Genomic DNA, 17627 nt, shown 5'->3' with positions numbered 1-17627 from the left:
CTATCCTCCTCCTTGCAGGGCCGCCCACATTTCCTGGTCGCGCTTGTCGGTCCAGATCACGGGATCGTCGATCCCCGACGCCTCGTCATAGGCGCGCGACACGTTGAACGGCAGACAGTGCTCGTAGATGGCGAAGCTCGAAAATTTCGGATCCATGACCTCGCGCGTCGCGGCCATCGATTCCTTCAGCGTGCGGCCCTTGGCGACCGAGATTTCGGCGGCGCCGTAGAGCGAGGTGACGAAGTCGCGCGTCATCGCGATGGCTTCGCGCACCGTGGCGACACCCTTCAACGCATCGCCGCGGCCCGGCGCAATCGCCTTAGGATTGAAGTTGCGGATTTCGTTCAGCGTCAGCGGCCATTCGCGCAAGTGCGCATCGCCGCAATAGCAGGCCGAGTGGTATTCGATCAGGTCACCGGAGAACATCACCTCGGCATCAGGCACCCAGGCGACGATGTCGCCGGAGGTGTGGCCGGCGCCGAGCTGCATCAGGCGCACCTCGCGCTTGCCGAGATAGATCGACATTTCGCCTTCGAAAGTCAGCGTCGGCCAGGTCAGGCCGGGAATGCTCGATGCGTCCTGAAACAGGCGCGGGAAGCGGCCATATTCGGAATCCCAATCCTGCTGGCCACGCTCCTCGATCAGGCGATAGGTCTCCTGCGAGGCGACGATGCCCTGCGCCTTGTAGGCGGAGGCACCGAGCACGCGCACGGCGTGATAATGCGACAGCACGACATATTTGATCGGCTTATCCGTGACGGTACGGACGCGCTCGATCACCTTGTTGGCCATCGCCGGCGTCGATTGCGCGTCGAACACGAGGCAACCGTCGTCGCCGACAATGATCGCGGTGTTCGGATCACCCTCCGCGGTGAAGGCGTAGAGATCGGTGCCGATCTCGGAGAAGGTGATCTTCTTCTCGGAGAGGTCGCCGGTGGATGCGAAATTCTTCGCCATCAGTTCGTTCCTTTGGACATTATTGCTGTTGTTGCTGTTGACCGTCGATCATGCGCCGCCTGGCGAGGAGGATCGCCTCCCGCAGCACGTCGATATCGCCGATATGGTTGGCGAGGATCAACACCAGCGCCGCGTCGAAATCGGCGCTCTGCTCGTCGGTGAAGCCACGATGCGCCTCCATGATGGCGCGAAAGGCGTCGTCAGGTCGCGCGAAGTTGGAGCTGGTCGAGAGCGGCATGCGAATCCTCAATTCAATCCTTGGGCCCGCGACAGCGCTGCCGCGACGCCGGCACGCGTCGGCTGGCGAAAGCGCGCCGCGACATAGCCGTCCGGCCTTAGCAGGTAGGCTGAGCCTGGTTCCGCATCATATCGCTTTGCGGTGAGCCCCGCCGGATCTGCGAGCCCGTCCTCACCGCCGATGCAGATGTCCTTCACACCAACGGGCGCATCGATCGCCGCGCCATTGCTGAACGACAGCAACGTGAAATCCGTTCCGCCCTGCCGGAACGCATCCGTCAAATAGCTTTGCTCGCCCGCGCGCATCGTAACGGGGGCATCGAGCATCGAACAACCCGGGAGTGGGCCAGCGCGCCACGCATCCGCATCGGGCGATGACAGCGACGAGTCATAGCTGCACGGCACCGAGAGCCGCCCGCCATTGACCATGCGCTTGCCGAACTCCGTTTCCTTGGCCAGCGACAGCACCGCCTTCCGCAGCCGCGCTTCCTGATGCGAGTTCGGCGCCATGAAATCGGTCGAGCGGGTGGATTCGCGGATGTTCTCGTCGGCCGCCCCACTGCGCTCGACATGATAGCTCTCGAGCAGGCTCGCGGGTGAGGCGCCGCGCAGCACGCGGTCGAGCTTCCAGGAGAGGTTCTCGGCGTCCTCGAGTCCCGAATTGGCGCCGCGCGCGCCGAAGGGCGAGACCTGGTGCGCGGAATCGCCCGCAAAGATCACGCGGCCATGGACGAAGCGGTCCATCCGCCGGCACTGGAATTTGTAGAGCGAGATCCACTCGAACTCGAACTCGTCGTGGCCGAGCATGCGCGCAATCCGAGGCCGCACGTTCTCGGGCTTCTTCTCAACGACGGGATCTGCATAGCGATTGAGCTGGAGGTCGATGCGCCAGACGTCGTCAGGCTGTCGGTGCAACAACGCCGAACGTCCCGCATGAAAGGGCGGATCGAACCAGAACCAGCGTTCGGTCGGGAATTCCGCGGTCATCTTCACGTCGGCGATCAGGAACTGGTCCTCGAACACCTGTCCCGCGAAATCGGCGCCCACCATCTGCCGCAGCGACGAGCGCGCGCCGTCGCAGGCGACGACATATTGCGCGTGCAGGCGATAGGCGCCCTCCGGCGTCTCGATCGTCAGCGCAACGGAATCGTTGCGGCTCTCCAGCGCCGTCACCTTGTTGCGCCAGCGCAGGTTGATCTCGGGCAGATCGCTGATGCGGTCGACCAGATAGGCTTCGGCGTAATATTGCTGGAGATTGATGAAGGCCGGCCGCTTGTGACCGTCCTCCGGTAGCAGATTGAACTGGTAGAGCTGCTGCTCGCCGTGGAAGATGCGGCCGACGCTCCAGACCACGCCCTTGTCGACCATGCGGTCGCCGACGCCGAGCCGGTCCCAATATTCCAGCGAGCGTTTCGAGAAGCAGATCGCGCGGGAGCCCTCTCCGATGCGGTCGGCGTCATCCAGAAGGACGACGCGCTGGCCGCGCTGGGCAAGGTCGATCGCCAGCGACAGCCCGACCGGGCCCGCGCCGACGACCACCACGGGATGCTCGGCCGCGCTCTGGCCGGGACGATCCTGATCGGGGTGGCGGCGATAGCCGAACTGGGTTTTAGCCTGATGCGTATTGGCCTTCGCCATGCGCTAACCTCGGCTCTGGTCAGGAGAGGCCTGATCTGCTAATAGTCTCACGTGCAACTATTTTGGACCGGAGCCGGCCGGCCGTCAACTGGAATTCGGAGCGCTCTCCTTGGCGAGGACATCCAGCGACATCGCGCTGAAGACACGCGAGGCCGATGAGGCCTCAGCGCGGCCAAAAACACGGCTCGACCTGTTCAGGTTCGTGCCGTTCCGCCTCAACCGGCTCGCGGCAGAGGTCAGCGCCGCGCTTTCGGTCGAATATCAGGAACGTCACGGCCTCGACATCCCGGCCTGGCGCGTGATCGCGACGCTCGGCTTCCGCAACGATGCCTGCAGCGCGCAGTACGTCGCGCAATGCACCCGCACGCACAAATCCACCATCAGCCGCGCGGTGACCATGCTGCTGCAACAGGGTTTGATCGAGCGCGTCGAGAACGAAGCCGACCGCCGCGAATTCCGCCTGCGACTGACAAGGAAAGGCCGCACGCTCTACGAGGAGCTGTTTCCGCAATTGCTGCGACGGGAAGACGAGATCCTCGCCTGCCTCTCCGCGCAGCAGCGCAAACAGCTATCGACGCTGCTCGGCAAGATCGAACAGAGCCTCGACCTGATCCAGACCAGCGAAGAGGCCGACGCCAAGCAGGCGTATTGATCACTTTGCAAATGACCGCGATGGCGGCAAATGCAGGGCCCAGACATCGCTCTCGTTGCTGGCACGCGGATAGATCTCCGTCACGATCGGATCGTGGCCGGGAATGAACCGGTCAGGATGGCCGGCGAGACGTTCGATCGTCTCCCAGCCGACCGCCATGTCGCCGACATTGTAGACGATCGGGAACGGGCTCCTCCGCTGGAGATTGGCGTAATAATGCGCGGCGTCGGACGCCAGCACCACGGGCCCGCGCGCCGTCTCGACCCTCACCACCTGCAGGCCGTCCGAATGGCCGCCGACGCGGTGCACGGTGACGCCGGGCGCGACCTCGCCGTCGCCGGAATAGAAAGTAACGCGCTCGCCATAGACATGGCGGACCATCTGGGTGACGTGCTCGACCGAGAACGGATGTCGCAGCAGTCCGTTGCACATGCAGCGCCCCGTCGCGTAGGCCATCTCGCGCTCCTGGACATGGAAGCGCGCGTTCGCGAAGCGGTCGAGATTGCCGGCATGATCGTAATGCAGATGCGTCACGATGATGTCGCGAATGCTCGCTGCCGCCACACCAAAGCGCTCCAGCGCGTCGACCGGATTGAGCGTCAGCTTGCGCGCGCGCAAGCCCGCCTCCTCGGCATTGAAGCCGGTATCAACCAGGATGTCGCGGCCGTTGCCGCGGATCAGCCAGACGAAATAGTCGAGGTCCTGCGCTGCGCTGTCATGCGGGTCGGGCGCTAGGAAGTTCATATTGGGGGTGCGCGGCGACATCGTCGCATAGCGCAGGGCGTAGATTTCGTAGGCGTTTCCCATGGTTTTGATCTTGCTCTTTTGTGGATGCACCTTCAGTGCGATCGACCGCACCAAGCCATCGTCCACCGCAAAGGTCAAACACCGGAGGTTGCGGAGAAGGCCCGTCCGCAATGTGAGACCAATCACATTCTTGTCGCCATGGCTGCCCTAACGTGCAGACGCAATGACAACCAGAATGCATCGCGTGCAATCGTGACCGCCCGTTTATTCCCCCCGCCACATGCCCATGCGTCGCGGTCAATTGTCGCGATAGCGCCGAATCTGCAAGCGGTTGACGCCCCCCCTTCCCCGGTTTGATAATGCACATTGCGTAAGTTAAGGTCGCCGCGGCGCAAGCTGGAAACGGCGCCTTTTTGGCTGGATCGCGCTAATTATGAAAATTCGCCTGCTTTTCGTTCTGTCCTTGCTCGTGTCGCTCATCCCGACCGCTCCGTCACTTGCGGCCGGCGATCGCTTTGCGCTGGTGATCGGCAATGCCAAATATCCGGACGCCGACGCTCCCCTGAAGGAACCGCTCAACGACGCGCGCGACGTCGCCGACGAGCTCAAGCGCGACGGCTTTTCCGTGGAAACCGGTGAGAACCTGACCGGCGACGGCATGCGCCGCGCCTTCGACAAGCTCTACGGCAAGATCAAGCCGGGGTCGGTGGCACTGGTGTTCTTCAGCGGCTTCGGCATCCAGTCCGCGCGGCAGAGCTATTTGCTGCCGATCGATGCGCAGATCTGGACCGAATCCGACGTGCGGCGCGACGGCATCAGCCTCGAAACCGTGCTCGGCGAGCTCAACACCCGCGGCGCCGGCGTCAAGATCGCGCTGGTCGATGCCTCCAGGCGCAACCCGTTCGAGCGCCGGTTCCGCAGCTTCTCAGCCGGCCTCACCCCCGTCATCGCGCCGAACGGCACGCTGGTGATGTATTCGGCGGCGCTGGCCTCGGTGGTCTCGGACGCCGGGGGCGAGCACAGCCTGTTCGTCCAGGAACTCCTCAAGGAAATCCGCGTCCCCGACCTGATGGCCGAGGAGACGCTGAACCGCACCAAAATGGGCGTCACCCGCGCCTCCCGGGGCGAGCAGGTGCCGTGGATATCCTCGTCACTGGCCGAGGATTTCTCGTTCATTCCAGGGGCCGGCGGGTCGCGCCCGACAACGACCCCGCCACCCCCGCCTCCCGCTCCGCCGCCGGTCGTCGCCAACAACCCGCCGCCGGCTCCGCCCGCGCCACCGCCACCTGTGCTGCCGAAACCAGCCGACGCAGTGGCAGCACCGGCTCCGTCACCGAAGCCGCAGGTCGAGGCTGCCTTGCCGCCGGTACCGCCGCCACCGCCTGTGAAACCGGCCGATCCCGTCACCGCTCCGAGCATGGAGAGCGGACCGAGTGCGGCCGTCCTGGCCGAGGACCCCACCATCAAGGGGCTGACCGCCAAGATCGCGGCCAATCCGGACGACGTGAACGCGCTTTACCGGCGCGGCCAGGTCTATGCCAGCAAGGGCGCCTACAGCCTGGCCATCAAGGATTTTGACGAGACGCTCCGGATCAACCCGAAGGACGTCGAGGCTCTGAACAATCGCTGCTGGACCCGCACGGTGGTCGGTGACCTCCAGGGCGCGCTGAAGGATTGCAACGAGGCCCTGCGGCTACGGCCGAACTTCGTCGACGCGCTGGACAGCCGGGGACTCGTCAATCTGAAATCGGGGGCGGTCAAGAACGCCATCGCCGATTTCGAGGCAGCCCTGAGGATCAATCCGCGCCTGACCTCCTCGCTGTTCGGACGCGGGATCGCCAAGCAGCGCAACGGCTCGGCCCAAGAGGGTGCGCTCGACATCGCCAACGCCAAGGCGATGGACCCGAACATTGTTCAGGAATTCGCAAGCTACGGAGTGCGTTGATATTTTTTTGAATTGGGGCCGATGTGCCTCGAACCCGCGACGGCCCGGCGAAGACTAATCGAACGGATGCCGCAGGCCGTCCTTTCGAGGGGCTTATTGCAGGGATTTTGGAACTACGCGAGCTGGCTGCGCAGGAGGGACTGGCTATGAGATTGGCTGCAAAGGGACTTACCGCAATCCTGTCCATCATCACCGTTGGCGCCGCGCTGTCGCTGACGATCCCGCTGGCATTCGCGGGCGACGACGGCAACAGCAAGAACGTCACCGAGGACGAGATCGTCCGGGCGCTGGCGCCGCCGCCGAAGAAGCCGCTGACCCGGGGTCTGTCGATCGCTCCGCAGGCCGATCCCGCACCGAGTGCGACGGAGACCAAGCTGATCCAGTCCGTGCGCGGCCGCTCGACACGCTCGCTGTCGTCGACCGAGCGTGAAGAAATCGCGTCGGCGGCCAAGGACAAGCCGAACATCGATCTGGAAATCACGTTCGACTACAACTCGGCCAATATCAGCGCTAAATCGCTTACCTCGGTCCAGGCGCTCGGCCGCGCGCTGACCAGCCCCGACCTGAAAGGCTCGACCTTCGTGGTCGCCGGCCACACTGACGCCGCCGGCGGCGAGAGCTATAACCAGGATCTGTCGGAGCGCCGCGCGGATTCGATCAAGCGCTACCTGGTCGACAAATACAGCATCTCCGCGACCGACCTCGTCACCGTCGGCTACGGCAAGAGCAAGCTGAAGGACCCGGCCCAGCCGATGGCGGAGGTCAATCGTCGCGTGCAGGTCGTCAACATGGAAAACAAGACCACCGCATCGAAGTGAGCACGACGTAATCCTTTGAAGTGACAAGTCGTGATGTGGTGTAAAGTCTCGCTTCCAGCGCGCGTCCCGCAGGCTTGCGGGACGCTGCTTTATTTCAGGGAAACGCTCTCCATGGGCCGCGCGCGGATGGCCGTGAGCCAGGCCAGGACGATCCGGCAATGAACCTCTCCCAATATCTCAAGCCAGCCGGAACGGTGGTGTTCGTCGTCGCGCTCGGCGTCGGCTATTACCTGTTCGAGCACCGGCACCGCGCCGAGCCCAAGGAAACGCCGGGCGAGGCGCTGGTCATCGTGACCAAGTCGACCAATGCCTGCTTCTCCGACCTGGTCCGGGTGACCGGCTTCTTCGTGCCGCGCCGCGAAGCGGTGGTCGTCGCCGACCAGGAGGGATCCAGGGTTACCGACCTCTTCGTCACCGAGGGCACCCTCGTCACCGACAATCAGGAGCTGGCGCGCCTGACCGCCCCGCCCCAGATCCCGGGCCAGCCGCAGCGGCCCGGCCCGCAAGGTCCGGTGTCGCTGAAAGCCTCTGCGCCGGGCCTCATCACCGAGGTCCGCACCATCGTCGGCGCGCCGGCCTCGCCGCAGGCCGGCCCGATGTTCCGTATTGCCGTCAACAATGAGATCGAGCTCGACGCGCAGGTCCCGGCGGTGCACATGGCCAAGCTCAGCTCCGGCGCGACCGTGCGCATCAGCCGCGACGACGCGCCCGATCTGATCGGGCGGGTCAGGCTGGTCGCCCCCGAAATCGATCGCGCCACCCAGCTCGGCCGCGTGCGCATCAGCGTCACCAACAATCCCTCGCTGAAAGTCGGCGTGTTCGCCCGCGCCTCCATCGATGCCAAGCGAAGCTGCGGCGTCGCGGTTCCCAAGACCGCGATCGACCATCTCACCGTGCAGGTCGTCAAGGGCAACATTGTCGAGACGCGCAAGGTACGGGTCGGGCTGTCGTCGGACAGCGCGACGGAAATTCTGGAAGGCCTCAACGTCGGCGAAATCGTCGTGGCCGATGCCGGCTCTTCGCTGCATGACGGCGACCAGATCAAGACCATGTTCGCTGATGAACTCGATCGCACGCGGGTACGCTGATGGCTCTCAATATCTCGGCATGGTCGATCCGCAATCCGCTGCCGTCGGTCGTTTTTTCCATCATCCTCCTGATCCTCGGCTGGGTGTCCTTCACCAAGCTCGCGGTGACGCGGCTCCCCTCGGCCGACATTCCCGTGATCTCGGTCGCGGTATCGCAGTTCGGCGCGGCACCCGCCGAGCTCGAATCCCAGGTCACAAAGACGGTTGAAGACGCCGTCTCCGGTGTCGAAGGCGTCAGGCACATCACCTCGCAGATCACCGACGGTCTGTCGGTGACGACGATCCAGTTCGCGCTGGAAACCAACACCGACCGCGCGCTCAACGACGTCAAGGACGCGGTGACGCGCGTGCGCTCCAACCTGCCGCAGAACGTCACCGAACCGCTGATCCAGCGCGTCGACGTCATCGGCCTGCCGATCGTCACCTACGCCGCGATCTCGCCCGGCAAGACGCCGGAGCAGCTCTCCTATTTCGTCGACGACGTGGTCAAGCGCGCGCTGCAGGGTGTGCGCGGCGTCGCCCAGGTCGAGCGCATCGGCGGTGTCGAGCGCGAGATCCTGGTCTCGCTCGATCCCGACCGCCTGCAGTCGATGGGGCTGACCGCCGTCAACGTCAGCCAGAGCCTGCGCGGCACCAATGTGGACGTCGCCGGCGGCCGCGCCGAGATCGGCAAGAACGACCAGGCGATCCGCACCCTCGCCGGCGCCAAGACCCTGAGCGACCTCGCCGGCACCATGATTCCGCTGTTCGGCGGCGGCGAGGTCCGGCTCGACGATCTCGGCACCGTGACCGACACCATCGCAGACCGCCGCACCTTCGCCCGCTTCAACGGCGAGCCGATCGTCGCGCTCGGCATCAAGCGCTCCAAGGGTGCCAGCGACGTGAAGGTCGCCGAGGCCGTGCAGAAGCGCATCGACACTCTCAAGGCGACCTACCCCGACGTCGATTTGAAGGTGATCGACACCTCGGTCGAATATACCAACGGCAATTACCACGCGGCGATCTCGACCCTGTTCGAAGGCGCCATCCTCGCCGTCGTCATCGTGCTGCTGTTCCTGCGTGACTTGCGCGCCACCATCATCGCCGCGATCTCGCTGCCGTTGTCGATCTTCCCGGCGTTCTGGGCGATGGACCTGCTCGGCTTCTCGCTCAACCTCGTCAGCTTCCTCGCCATCACGCTGTCGACGGGTATTCTGGTCGACGACGCCATCGTCGAGATCGAGAATATCGTCAGGCACATGAACATGGGCAAATCGCCGTATCGTGCCGCCCTCGAAGCCGCCGACGAGATCGGCCTCGCGGTGATCGCGATCTCGCTGACGATCATCGCGATCTTCGCACCCGCGAGCTTCATGTCGGGTATCGCCGGACAGTTCTTCAAGCAGTTCGGCATCACCGTCTCGGTGCAGGTGTTCTTCTCGCTGCTCGCGGCGCGCTTCGTCACGCCGGTGCTCGCCGCCTACTTCCTCAAACATAGCAATCATCAAGAGCCGCCGCCCGGCCGCGTGCTGCGGTCCTATCACAGGCTCGTGGCCTGGTCGGTGAAGCACTATTTCATCACGGTGCTGGTCGGCTTCGGCGTCTTCGCCGCCTCGATCTGGAGCATCACGCTGCTGCCGCAGGGTTTCCTGCCGGCGCAGGACAGCTCGCGCTCGCTGGTTGCCCTCGAGCTGCCGCCGGGCACGCAGCTCGCCTACACCGAAAAAGTCACCGAAGACATCGTGGCGCGCCTGCGCAAGCGGCCCGAGGTGAAGAGCATCTTCGTCGACGGCGGCCGCGTTCCACCGGGGACCCAGGAAGTCCGGCGCGCCGCTTTGATCATCAACTACACGCCCAAGGACAGCCGCGACATAACCCAGCGCGAGCTCGAATTCTCGATCAGCCAGGAGCTGGAGAACATCCCGGACATCCGCTTCTGGTTCCTCGACGAGAACGGCCTGCGCGCCATCTCGCTGGTCGTGACCGGCGCCGACGCCAACATCGTCAACAACGTCGCCAGCGAGCTCGCGACGCAGATGAAGCGGATTCCCACCATCTCCAACGTGATCTCGGAAACCACGCTGGAGCGGCCCGAGCTGCGCGTCGAACCGCGCGCTGATCTCGCCGCACGGCTCGGCGTCTCGACCGAAAGCCTGTCGCAGACCATCCGTGTCGCCACTATCGGCGACGTCGGCCCCGCGCTCGCCAAGTTCGACGTCGGTGACCGTCTGGTGCCGATCCGTGTGCAGCTCGAGGATGCCGCGCGCGGCAATCTGAAGACGCTCGAACAGTTGCGCGTGCCGCTCGGCGAGCACGGCGAGAAGGGCGGCGTGCCGCTCTCCGTCATCGCCGATGTCAAGCTCGACCAGGGTCCGACCAGCATCAACCGCTACGATCGCGAGCGACAAGCGACCGTCGCGGCCGATCTCGTCGGCTCCGCCGCGCTCGGCGACGCCACCAAGAAGATCTACGACCTTCCGGTCATGAAGAGCCGGCCGAAGGGCGTGAAGGTCTCCCCCTCCGGCGACGCCGAAAGCCTGAACGAACTGTCCGAAGGCTTTGCCACTGCGATCACGGCGGGCCTGATGATGGTCTACGCCGTGCTGGTGCTGCTGTTCGGCACCTTCCTGCAGCCGATCACCATCCTGTTCTCGCTGCCACTCTCGATCGGCGGCGCGATCGCGGCCCTGCTGATCACCGGCAAGCAGCTCACGACACCGGTGTGGATCGGCATCCTGATGCTGATGGGCATCGTCACCAAGAACGCGATCATGCTGGTGGAATTCGCCATCGAGTCCATTCACGCCGGCACACCGCGCGAAGAAGCCATGATCGACGCAGGCATGAAACGCGCTCGCCCGATCGTGATGACCACGATCGCGATGGCCGCGGGCATGATGCCGAGCGCGCTCGCGGTCGGCGCGGGCGGCGAGTTCCGCTCGCCGATGGCGCTCGCCGTGATCGGCGGCCTGATCTTCTCGACCATCCTGTCGCTGGTTTTCGTGCCCGCGATGTTCATGGTGATGGACGATCTCGGCGCCCTGATATGGCGCTTCGGCAAGCGGCTGGTCGTGCACAGCGAAGACGCGGAGGACGCCGGTCATCATGAAGCGGCGCCGGCGGGAGCGATGCCAGGGCCGAAGAACATCGTGCACCCTGCGGCGGAGTAGTTATTGCCTCCAGATCTCGGGCTCGACATCGGTAAGTGAAGTGCTATCTTTCGGGAATGAACCTCATAAGCCGAACGCTTGAGATCGACGCCGACACCGATGCTCGTCTCCGGGAGATCGCGTCCGAGCGGGGAAAGGACGTCGCAACGGTTCTCGCAGAGGCCGTCGCATTACTCGATTCAGTGATCGACGTTTCTAGTCCAGATCTCGCAGAGGACCGCAGTCGCTACGACGAATTCAAGCGCACCGGCATGGCTGTCCCACTCGACGACGTTAAAGCGTGGGTGGCAAGCTGGGGCTCGGCAGACGAGCTGCCCCGTCCCCAGCCGCGCAAGGTGAAATGATCCAGCTTTCGCCAGCCGCTGTCGAAGACATTGAGCGGCTGCGAACATTCCTCGACACTGTTAATCCTGGCGCCGCGAAACGCGCCTTGGCCTCGATCTGGAAGGCAATCGATCGGCTGCCGGAATTGCCGACGCTGGGCAAACCGACTGAGGATGCCGTCATCCGCCAAATCATCGTCCGCTTCGGCTCGTCAGGTTACATCGTGCGATATGTCATCGCTCCCGAGACAGGCGATATTCTCATTACGAGAATCTGGCATGGCCGTGAGGCACGGACCTGACGCCCCTACTCGTTGCGCGCGATCGCCGTCAGCTTGGTCATGTTTCGCAGCAGGATGCGGCCGCGCTGGAGATCGAGGATCGCTTCCTTGCGCCAGGCCTGAAGCTGGCGGTTGACGCTCTCGCGGGCGGCACCGACGAAGACGCCGAGTTGCTCCTGCGAGATGTGCACCTCCGAACCGAAATCGGCGGCGAGCGCGCAGAGACGCCGCGCGAGGCGAACCGGCAGCGGCTGGAGCATGGACTCTTCCATGCGTTCGCTCTGCCAGCGGATGCGCTGGCACAGCAGCGCGATGATCTTGATCCCGACCTTCGGCTCGCGTTCGAGGAAAGCAAGAAAGTCTTCGCGCCGCAGCACGAACAGCTCGCTGGCTTCGCCCGCGGTCGCGTCTGCAGTGCGGCTCTGGCCGTCCAGCACCGCAACTTCCCCGAACAGGTCGCCGGGCCCCATGAAGTTCAGGGTCAGGCGGCTGCCGTCTGAGGCGCCGGTCTCGATGCGGACCTGGCCTCGGCGCACGCCGAACAGCGCATCGCCCGCGTCGCCCTTCTGGAATAGCACCTCGCCGTTCCCCAGATGCTGGGTGTGGCAGAGATTCGCCAGCCGCTGGAGCTCGTCTGCACCGAGATCGGCGAACATCGCATTCATCTTGAGGATGACCGCAAATTCGGCCTGCTTGCTCATTTCAATGTCCTTGTGAATTTGGTTGGCAAATCGCTTGGAACCATCGACATCAGGATCGCGTAAAACCGCGCCGGGGAAGTGTGCCATAAGTCACATAACTTTGCAGCACCCCCAGACTATTTTTACGTACTTGGAGCCGCTTCCCGTCCCGGGATAAACTCAGGCGCAAAGGACGGGTGCAAATGACGGTCATGTGCCGGATTCGACGCCGATCGTTCGCCGCTGGAAAGTCGACATGAGAGCCGTAAAATTCGCCGGCGCGGCGGTGGCCGCCGTCGTCATCGTGATCGCACTCCTGCTGGTGGTCGGGATCCCCTCGGGCTTCCTGACATCGACGATTGCCTCGCGGGTCGAGAGCGCGACCGGTTATCGCCTGTCGATCGACGGCACGACCCGAATCAGCCTGTGGCCGACGCTGAACGTGACGCTGAACGACCTCACGCTTTCCGACCCCAAGGATCGCAGCGGCATCACGCGCCTGACCATCGACAGCGTGCAGGCCGACATGTCGCTCTCGAGCGTCTGGTCGGGCCGCCCGAAGATCAGCGAGCTCGTCGTCACCCATCCCGTGCTCTACCAGCCGTTGCTGCGTGAGCGCCTGCCGAATGCCGGCGGCACGTCGAAGCCGGCCGCGCTCGATACCGATGGCGCCGCCATCGACCGCATCAAGGTCACCGATGGCGAGATCGCATTCGCGCGCGTGCGCGATCGTGTCGAGAGCCGCATCAGCGCCATCAATGCCGATGCGATCGTCGGCCGCGACCGCAAGATCAACATCACCGGCACCGCACGGGTCGGCGAGCATCCAACCAAGTTCGACATCAAGGCCACCACGCCGGCGCCGCCGGCCGACCGGCCGACCATTCCGGTGGATTTCGCCATCGACATGCCGGACGTGCTGAAGTCCCGGCTCGCAGGTCATGCCGAGATGCGGCTGAGCGGCGATGTGATGATGATCAACGGCGTGAGCGGCACGCTCGGCGATGGCGCGTTCAACGGCTGGGCCTCGATCGATATCGCGAGCAAGCCTCTGGTCAAGGTCGATCTCGACTTCCAGCAGCTCGCGATTCCGCTGGCGAAATCGCCGGAAGGCGCGTCCGGGCAGCCCTGGAGCGATGCGCCGATCGACGTGTCCGGGCTCAACTATGTCGATGCGCAAATCAGGATCTCCGCGCACGAGGCAGTGATCGGCGATGCACGCCTCGCGCCGCTGGCGGTCGATGCAAAACTCGCCGGCGGCGTGCTGAAGGCCGGAACCGCCAATCTCGGCGCCTATGGCGGCCAAGTCACGGGCGAATTGATCCTTGATGCGACCAGCGGCGCGCCGAGCTTTGCCATGCATTCCGACCTCGCCGGCGTGCGGGCGCTGCCGCTGCTGCAGGGCCTTGCCGAATTCGACCGGATCGACGGCAAGCTGCAGGCCAAGCTCGCGCTGCGCAGCGCCGGCACCAGCCAGCGCGCGCTGATGGCGAACATGCAGGGCACCGCCTTCGTCAATTTCCAGGACGGCGCCATTCGCGGCATCAACGTCGCACAGATGATCCGCTCGCTGACCTCGGGCACGCTGTCCGGCTGGCAGGCAAACCAGGACAACAGCCGGGAGCAGAGCACGGATTTGTCGCAGCTCTCGGCATCGTTCCGGATCGACAAGGGCCAGGCGGTGACGACCGACCTCAGCTTGACCGGACCGCTGGTCCGCGTCACCGGCGCCGGCACGATCGCCCTCGACACCAAGATGATGGGCTTCCGCGTCGAGCCGAAGCTGGTGATGACGACCGAAGGCCAGGGCCGCGCCGCCGAGCCGGTCGGCTTCGGCATTCCCGTGATGATCCAGGGCACATGGTCGCAGCCGCGGATCTATCCTGACATGGCGGGCATGCTGGACAATCCGGACGCCGCCTATGCCAAGCTGCGCGAGATGGGCAAGGGGCTGTTCGGCGCAGATGGAGCCGGCCTCGGCAACATCTTGGGCAGCCTTGGTAGCAACCTTGGTCTCGGAGGGACCACCGCGCCAGGTGGCGGCAATGCGGCCGGCAATGCCAATCCGCAAAGCCAGCAGCCGGGACAGAACAATTTGCTCGGCGGCCCCCTGGGCGAGGCGCTCGGCAATCTGATCCAGCAGGGACTTTCCGGCGGCGCCGGAAACGGCACTGGGACCGCCACTGGGAGCGCCCCCGGCACCGGCACTGCCACCGGCCGCAGCCGCAGCCTGCCCGCAGCGCCATCCACATTGATGCCGCAAGCCTCGCCGGCATCCCCCGGCCTGGAGGACCCGCCGGCGGCGCAGCAGGACAGCCAGCCGATGAATGACGTGCTGCGGCAGCTCTTTAATCGATGATTGCAGGACCAAAGCGCTGGACTCCAAGCCCTCCCTTGCCAAGCCCATCCCCTTACCTCGGCTGGCCCGGCCGCGGCTTCCTCCAAATGGATGAGACTCCGACAATTCACTGTCCTTCCGCCTGCCCCAACGTCCACAGCGGGTAACCACACCGGCCGGTCACGCGGCCCCGACCGGTCCCTTCACAGTCCCTTGGACCAAATTGTGCTAGAAGGCTCGCAGGGTCCGTAAGGCCCGTAGCGCCGGCGCCGATGGCGGCGCGAGAGGATCGGGATGGCAGGAGCGAACGACAAGACACGGTTTCTGCGCGAGGGTCTGTTCGCCAAATACGTCGTCTCTCTCGTCGGCCTGGTCGTGTTCGTGCTCGCCGTCAACGGCGCGATGGAGACCTGGATCTCCTACCGCGCCACCAAGACCCAGCTGACCGACGGTCTCGAGGACAAGGCGCAGGCTGCCGCGCGGCGGATCGAGCAGTCGATCTCGGAGCTCGAGCGCCAGATCAGCTGGGTGACGCGGGCGAGCCAGGACACGCTCGAGAAGCGCCGCGCCGACTACGCCCAGCTGCTGCACCAGGTCTCGGTCGTCAACCAGCTGTTCCAGCTCAACGGCGACGGCCGTGAGGTGCTCCGCGTCTCACGCCAGTCGACCACGACCGGCAGCAATGCCGACCTCTCCCGCGACATGCGCTTCACCGACACCGTCGCCCGCGGCGTCAGCTATGCGCCGGCCTGGTTCTCCGACCGAACGCCGTTCATATCGATCTCGGTGGCGCATTCCGGTTTCAACGCCGGCGTCACCGTGGCCGAGCTCGATCTCAGCTTTCTCTCCGAGTACCTCTCCGACGCCCAGGTCGGCAAGGCTGCCTTCGCCTATGTGGTCGATCCGCGCGGCCGCGTGCTGGCGACGTCCTCGAAAGGGCCCGAGATCGGCAAGGACCTCTCGAAGCTGCCGCAGGTCGCGGCCGCGGTCGCACCGGGACACGAGCCCGACAGTTCGGGCACCGACTTCAACGGCCATGCGGTCATGAGCGCGGCGAGCACCGTGCCGAAGCTCGGCTGGAGTGTGATGTTCGAGCAGCCGGCCACACAGGCCCTGATGCCGATCCGCGACCAGCTGGTGCGCATTGCGCTTTTGATCGGCATGGGCCTGCTGGTCGCGATCCTTGCCGGCACGCTTCTGGCGCGCCGCATGATCATTCCGATCACCGCGCTGCGCGACGGCGCCCATAAGCTCGGCGAGGGCGATTTTAGCCATCGCATCGAGGTGCACACCTCGGACGAGCTGGAAGATCTCGCCGGCCAGTTCAATCGCATGGCCGGCCAGATCCAGGAGACCTATTCGGACCTGGAGACCAAGGTCGAGGAGCGCACCCGCGATCTCGCGCAGTCTATCAACGAGCTCAAGGTGCTGGAGGAGGTCGGCCGCGCGGTCGCCGCCTCGCTCGATCTCAACGCCGTGCTGCCGACGATCGCCGCGCGAGCGATCGAGATCACCCATGCCGACGCCGTGCTGATCTACGGTTATGACGCGCAGGCGCGCCGCTTCCATCTGGTCGAGGCCAACGGCATCGACAAATCCGCCGACGGCGCCCATGTCACCATCGACGAAGGCGAGAATATCCTGAGCGATGCGGCCGGGAGCGGCGAGCCGATCGTGATTGCCGATCTCGACCAGGCCTCCGAGCAGCCGCTGCGCGACGTCGCGATCGCTGCCGGCTTCCATTCGGTGCTGGTGGTGCCGCTGGTCGACCAGCAGGGCACGCTCGGCTCGCTGGTGGTGCTGCGCCGCGCCAGCGGCGAGTTCGCCCCCAGCATCATCGGCCTGATGCGCACTTTCGCCAACCAGGCCGTGCTGGCGATGCGCAATGCGCGGCTGTTCACCGAGGTCGACCACAAGGGTCGCGAGCTCGCGGCTGCGCACGAAACCGTGCAGCAGCAGGCTGCAAAGCTCCAGGAGCAGACCGAGCAGCTGCGCAACTGGAATCGCTCGCTGGAAGAGCGGGTCGAGAAACAACTCGGCGAGATCGGCCGCATCAAGCGGCTCGAACGTTTCCTCGCGCCGCAGGTCGCGCAGCTGATCGCCTCGTCCGACGGCCACGACGCGCTGCTCGACAGCCACCGCCGCGAAGTCACCGTCGTGTTCTGCGATTTGCGCGGCTTCACCTCGTTCACGGAGGCGACCGAGCCGGAGGAGGCGATGAATGTGCTGCGCGAATATCACTCCGCGCTTGGCGAGCTGATCCACCGCTATGAAGGCACGCTCGACCGCTTTGCCGGCGACGGCGTGATGATCCTGTTCAATGCGCCCATTCAGTTCGCCGACCACACCAAGCGCGCGGTGAAGATGGCGGTCGAGATGCGCGATGTGATTGGCCAATTGACCGAGAAGTGGAAGAACCGCGGCCACTCGCTCGGCTTCGGCGTCGGCGTCGCCATGGGCTACGCCACGCTCGGCCAGATCGGCTTCGAGCAGCGGCTCGAATATGCCGCGATCGGCAGCGTCACCAATCTCTCCTCCCGCCTCTGCGACGAAGCCAAGGCCGGTCAGGTCGTCGTCAGCCGCCGCGTCTACGGCATGGTCGAACCCTGGGTCGAAGCCCGCGCGCTCGACGATCTCGTGCTCAAGGGCTTCAACCACCCCGTGCTCGCGATGGAGATCCTGTCGTGGCGCGAGGAGGTGGAGAACGTGGTGGATGCGGCCGCGGCAAGGCGAAGAGGGTAGCCAAAAAAACGCGAAAACAACCCCATGCACAG

14 protein-coding genes are annotated in these 17627 nt (G+C 64.9%); 9 read left to right on the top strand and 5 right to left on the bottom strand.

What is annotated here, in order from left to right:
* Genes ABIC03_RS29615 through ABIC03_RS29605 form a run of 3 tightly spaced genes read right to left on the bottom strand, consistent with a single transcriptional unit; the run spans window position 1 to window position 2832 of the window.
* Complete coding sequence (locus ABIC03_RS29615) at window positions 1-957, bottom strand: MBL fold metallo-hydrolase (protein WP_275172669.1); 957 nt, start codon at window positions 955-957, stop codon at window positions 1-3.
* Window positions 958-976: 19 nt separating this feature from the next.
* The gene (locus ABIC03_RS29610; protein WP_354063318.1) at window positions 977-1195 is read right to left on the bottom strand and encodes a DUF2783 domain-containing protein; all 219 of its coding nucleotides are present in this window, start codon (window positions 1193-1195) and stop codon (window positions 977-979) included.
* Between the two features lie 8 nt (window positions 1196-1203).
* Window positions 1204-2832: an FAD-dependent oxidoreductase gene (locus ABIC03_RS29605; RefSeq protein WP_354063316.1), complete on the bottom strand. Its 1629-nt coding sequence runs from the start codon at window positions 2830-2832 to the stop codon at window positions 1204-1206.
* A 109-nt stretch (window positions 2833-2941) separates the two neighbouring features.
* Between ABIC03_RS29605 and ABIC03_RS29600 the strand changes: the two genes are divergently transcribed.
* A complete protein-coding gene (locus ABIC03_RS29600; protein WP_275172666.1) occupies window positions 2942-3484 on the top strand; it encodes a MarR family winged helix-turn-helix transcriptional regulator in 543 nt (180 codons plus the stop codon).
* On the opposite strand, the gene ABIC03_RS29595 is transcribed toward ABIC03_RS29600, so the two are convergent.
* Window positions 3485-4291, bottom strand: a complete 807-nt coding sequence (locus tag ABIC03_RS29595) for an N-acyl homoserine lactonase family protein (RefSeq protein WP_354063314.1) — start codon at window positions 4289-4291, stop codon at window positions 3485-3487.
* A 373-nt stretch (window positions 4292-4664) separates the two neighbouring features.
* Here ABIC03_RS29595 and ABIC03_RS29590 point away from each other — a divergent pair, with 373 nt between their 5' ends.
* From ABIC03_RS29590 to ABIC03_RS29565, 6 genes are all read left to right on the top strand, one after another.
* Complete coding sequence (locus tag ABIC03_RS29590; RefSeq protein ID WP_354063312.1) at window positions 4665-6176, top strand: caspase family protein; 1512 nt, start codon at window positions 4665-4667, stop codon at window positions 6174-6176.
* Between the two features lie 146 nt (window positions 6177-6322).
* On the top strand, window positions 6323-6994 hold the full coding sequence (locus ABIC03_RS29585) for an OmpA family protein (protein ID WP_354063310.1): 672 nt from the start codon (window positions 6323-6325) through the stop codon (window positions 6992-6994).
* A gap of 158 nt (window positions 6995-7152) precedes the next feature.
* On the top strand, window positions 7153-8082 hold the full coding sequence (locus ABIC03_RS29580) for an RND family efflux transporter (protein WP_275174385.1): 930 nt from the start codon (window positions 7153-7155) through the stop codon (window positions 8080-8082).
* On the top strand, window positions 8082-11231 hold the full coding sequence (locus ABIC03_RS29575; protein WP_354063307.1) for an efflux RND transporter permease subunit: 3150 nt from the start codon (window positions 8082-8084) through the stop codon (window positions 11229-11231). Before ABIC03_RS29580 ends, ABIC03_RS29575 begins: the two co-directional genes overlap by 1 nt.
* 35 nt (window positions 11232-11266) lie before the next feature.
* Window positions 11267-11575, top strand: a complete 309-nt coding sequence (locus ABIC03_RS29570) for a hypothetical protein (RefSeq protein WP_354063305.1) — start codon at window positions 11267-11269, stop codon at window positions 11573-11575.
* Complete coding sequence (locus ABIC03_RS29565; protein WP_354063303.1) at window positions 11572-11856, top strand: type II toxin-antitoxin system RelE/ParE family toxin; 285 nt, start codon at window positions 11572-11574, stop codon at window positions 11854-11856. Before ABIC03_RS29570 ends, ABIC03_RS29565 begins: the two co-directional genes overlap by 4 nt.
* A gap of 5 nt (window positions 11857-11861) precedes the next feature.
* Here ABIC03_RS29565 and ABIC03_RS29560 read toward each other — a convergent pair whose 3' ends face one another.
* Window positions 11862-12536: a Crp/Fnr family transcriptional regulator gene (locus ABIC03_RS29560; protein ID WP_007599026.1), complete on the bottom strand. Its 675-nt coding sequence runs from the start codon at window positions 12534-12536 to the stop codon at window positions 11862-11864.
* Between the two features lie 235 nt (window positions 12537-12771).
* Here ABIC03_RS29560 and ABIC03_RS29555 point away from each other — a divergent pair, with 235 nt between their 5' ends.
* The gene (locus tag ABIC03_RS29555; protein ID WP_354063301.1) at window positions 12772-14874 is read left to right on the top strand and encodes an AsmA family protein; all 2103 of its coding nucleotides are present in this window, start codon (window positions 12772-12774) and stop codon (window positions 14872-14874) included.
* A gap of 273 nt (window positions 14875-15147) precedes the next feature.
* On the top strand, window positions 15148-17595 hold the full coding sequence (locus ABIC03_RS29550) for an adenylate/guanylate cyclase domain-containing protein (protein ID WP_354063299.1): 2448 nt from the start codon (window positions 15148-15150) through the stop codon (window positions 17593-17595).
* The last annotated feature ends 32 nt before the right edge of the window (window positions 17596-17627 follow it).

The sequence above is a fragment of the Bradyrhizobium sp. RT6a genome (assembly GCF_040547675.1).
Taxonomy (GTDB): domain Bacteria; phylum Pseudomonadota; class Alphaproteobacteria; order Rhizobiales; family Xanthobacteraceae; genus Bradyrhizobium.
The sequence above is the reverse complement of the archived record's forward strand: the minus strand, read 5'-3'. Positions and strand labels throughout refer to the sequence as shown.

Excerpts from the sequence above, each read along its gene's own strand:
- ABIC03_RS29615 (WP_275172669.1), bottom strand. The coding sequence starts at position 957 with ATGGCGAAGAATTTCGCATCCACCGGCGACCTCTCCGAGAAGAAGATC.
- ABIC03_RS29610 (WP_354063318.1), bottom strand. The coding sequence starts at position 1,195 with ATGCCGCTCTCGACCAGCTCCAACTTCGCGCGACCTGACGACGCCTTT.
- ABIC03_RS29605 (WP_354063316.1), bottom strand. The coding sequence starts at position 2,832 with ATGGCGAAGGCCAATACGCATCAGGCTAAAACCCAGTTCGGCTATCGC.
- ABIC03_RS29595 (WP_354063314.1), bottom strand. The coding sequence starts at position 4,291 with ATGGGAAACGCCTACGAAATCTACGCCCTGCGCTATGCGACGATGTCG.
- ABIC03_RS29590 (WP_354063312.1), top strand. The coding sequence starts at position 4,665 with ATGAAAATTCGCCTGCTTTTCGTTCTGTCCTTGCTCGTGTCGCTCATC.
- ABIC03_RS29585 (WP_354063310.1), top strand. The coding sequence starts at position 6,323 with ATGAGATTGGCTGCAAAGGGACTTACCGCAATCCTGTCCATCATCACC.
- ABIC03_RS29580 (WP_275174385.1), top strand. The coding sequence starts at position 7,153 with ATGAACCTCTCCCAATATCTCAAGCCAGCCGGAACGGTGGTGTTCGTC.
- ABIC03_RS29575 (WP_354063307.1), top strand. The coding sequence starts at position 8,082 with ATGGCTCTCAATATCTCGGCATGGTCGATCCGCAATCCGCTGCCGTCG.
- ABIC03_RS29565 (WP_354063303.1), top strand. The coding sequence starts at position 11,572 with ATGATCCAGCTTTCGCCAGCCGCTGTCGAAGACATTGAGCGGCTGCGA.
- ABIC03_RS29560 (WP_007599026.1), bottom strand. The coding sequence starts at position 12,536 with ATGAGCAAGCAGGCCGAATTTGCGGTCATCCTCAAGATGAATGCGATG.
- ABIC03_RS29555 (WP_354063301.1), top strand. The coding sequence starts at position 12,772 with ATGAGAGCCGTAAAATTCGCCGGCGCGGCGGTGGCCGCCGTCGTCATC.
- ABIC03_RS29550 (WP_354063299.1), top strand. The coding sequence starts at position 15,148 with ATGGCAGGAGCGAACGACAAGACACGGTTTCTGCGCGAGGGTCTGTTC.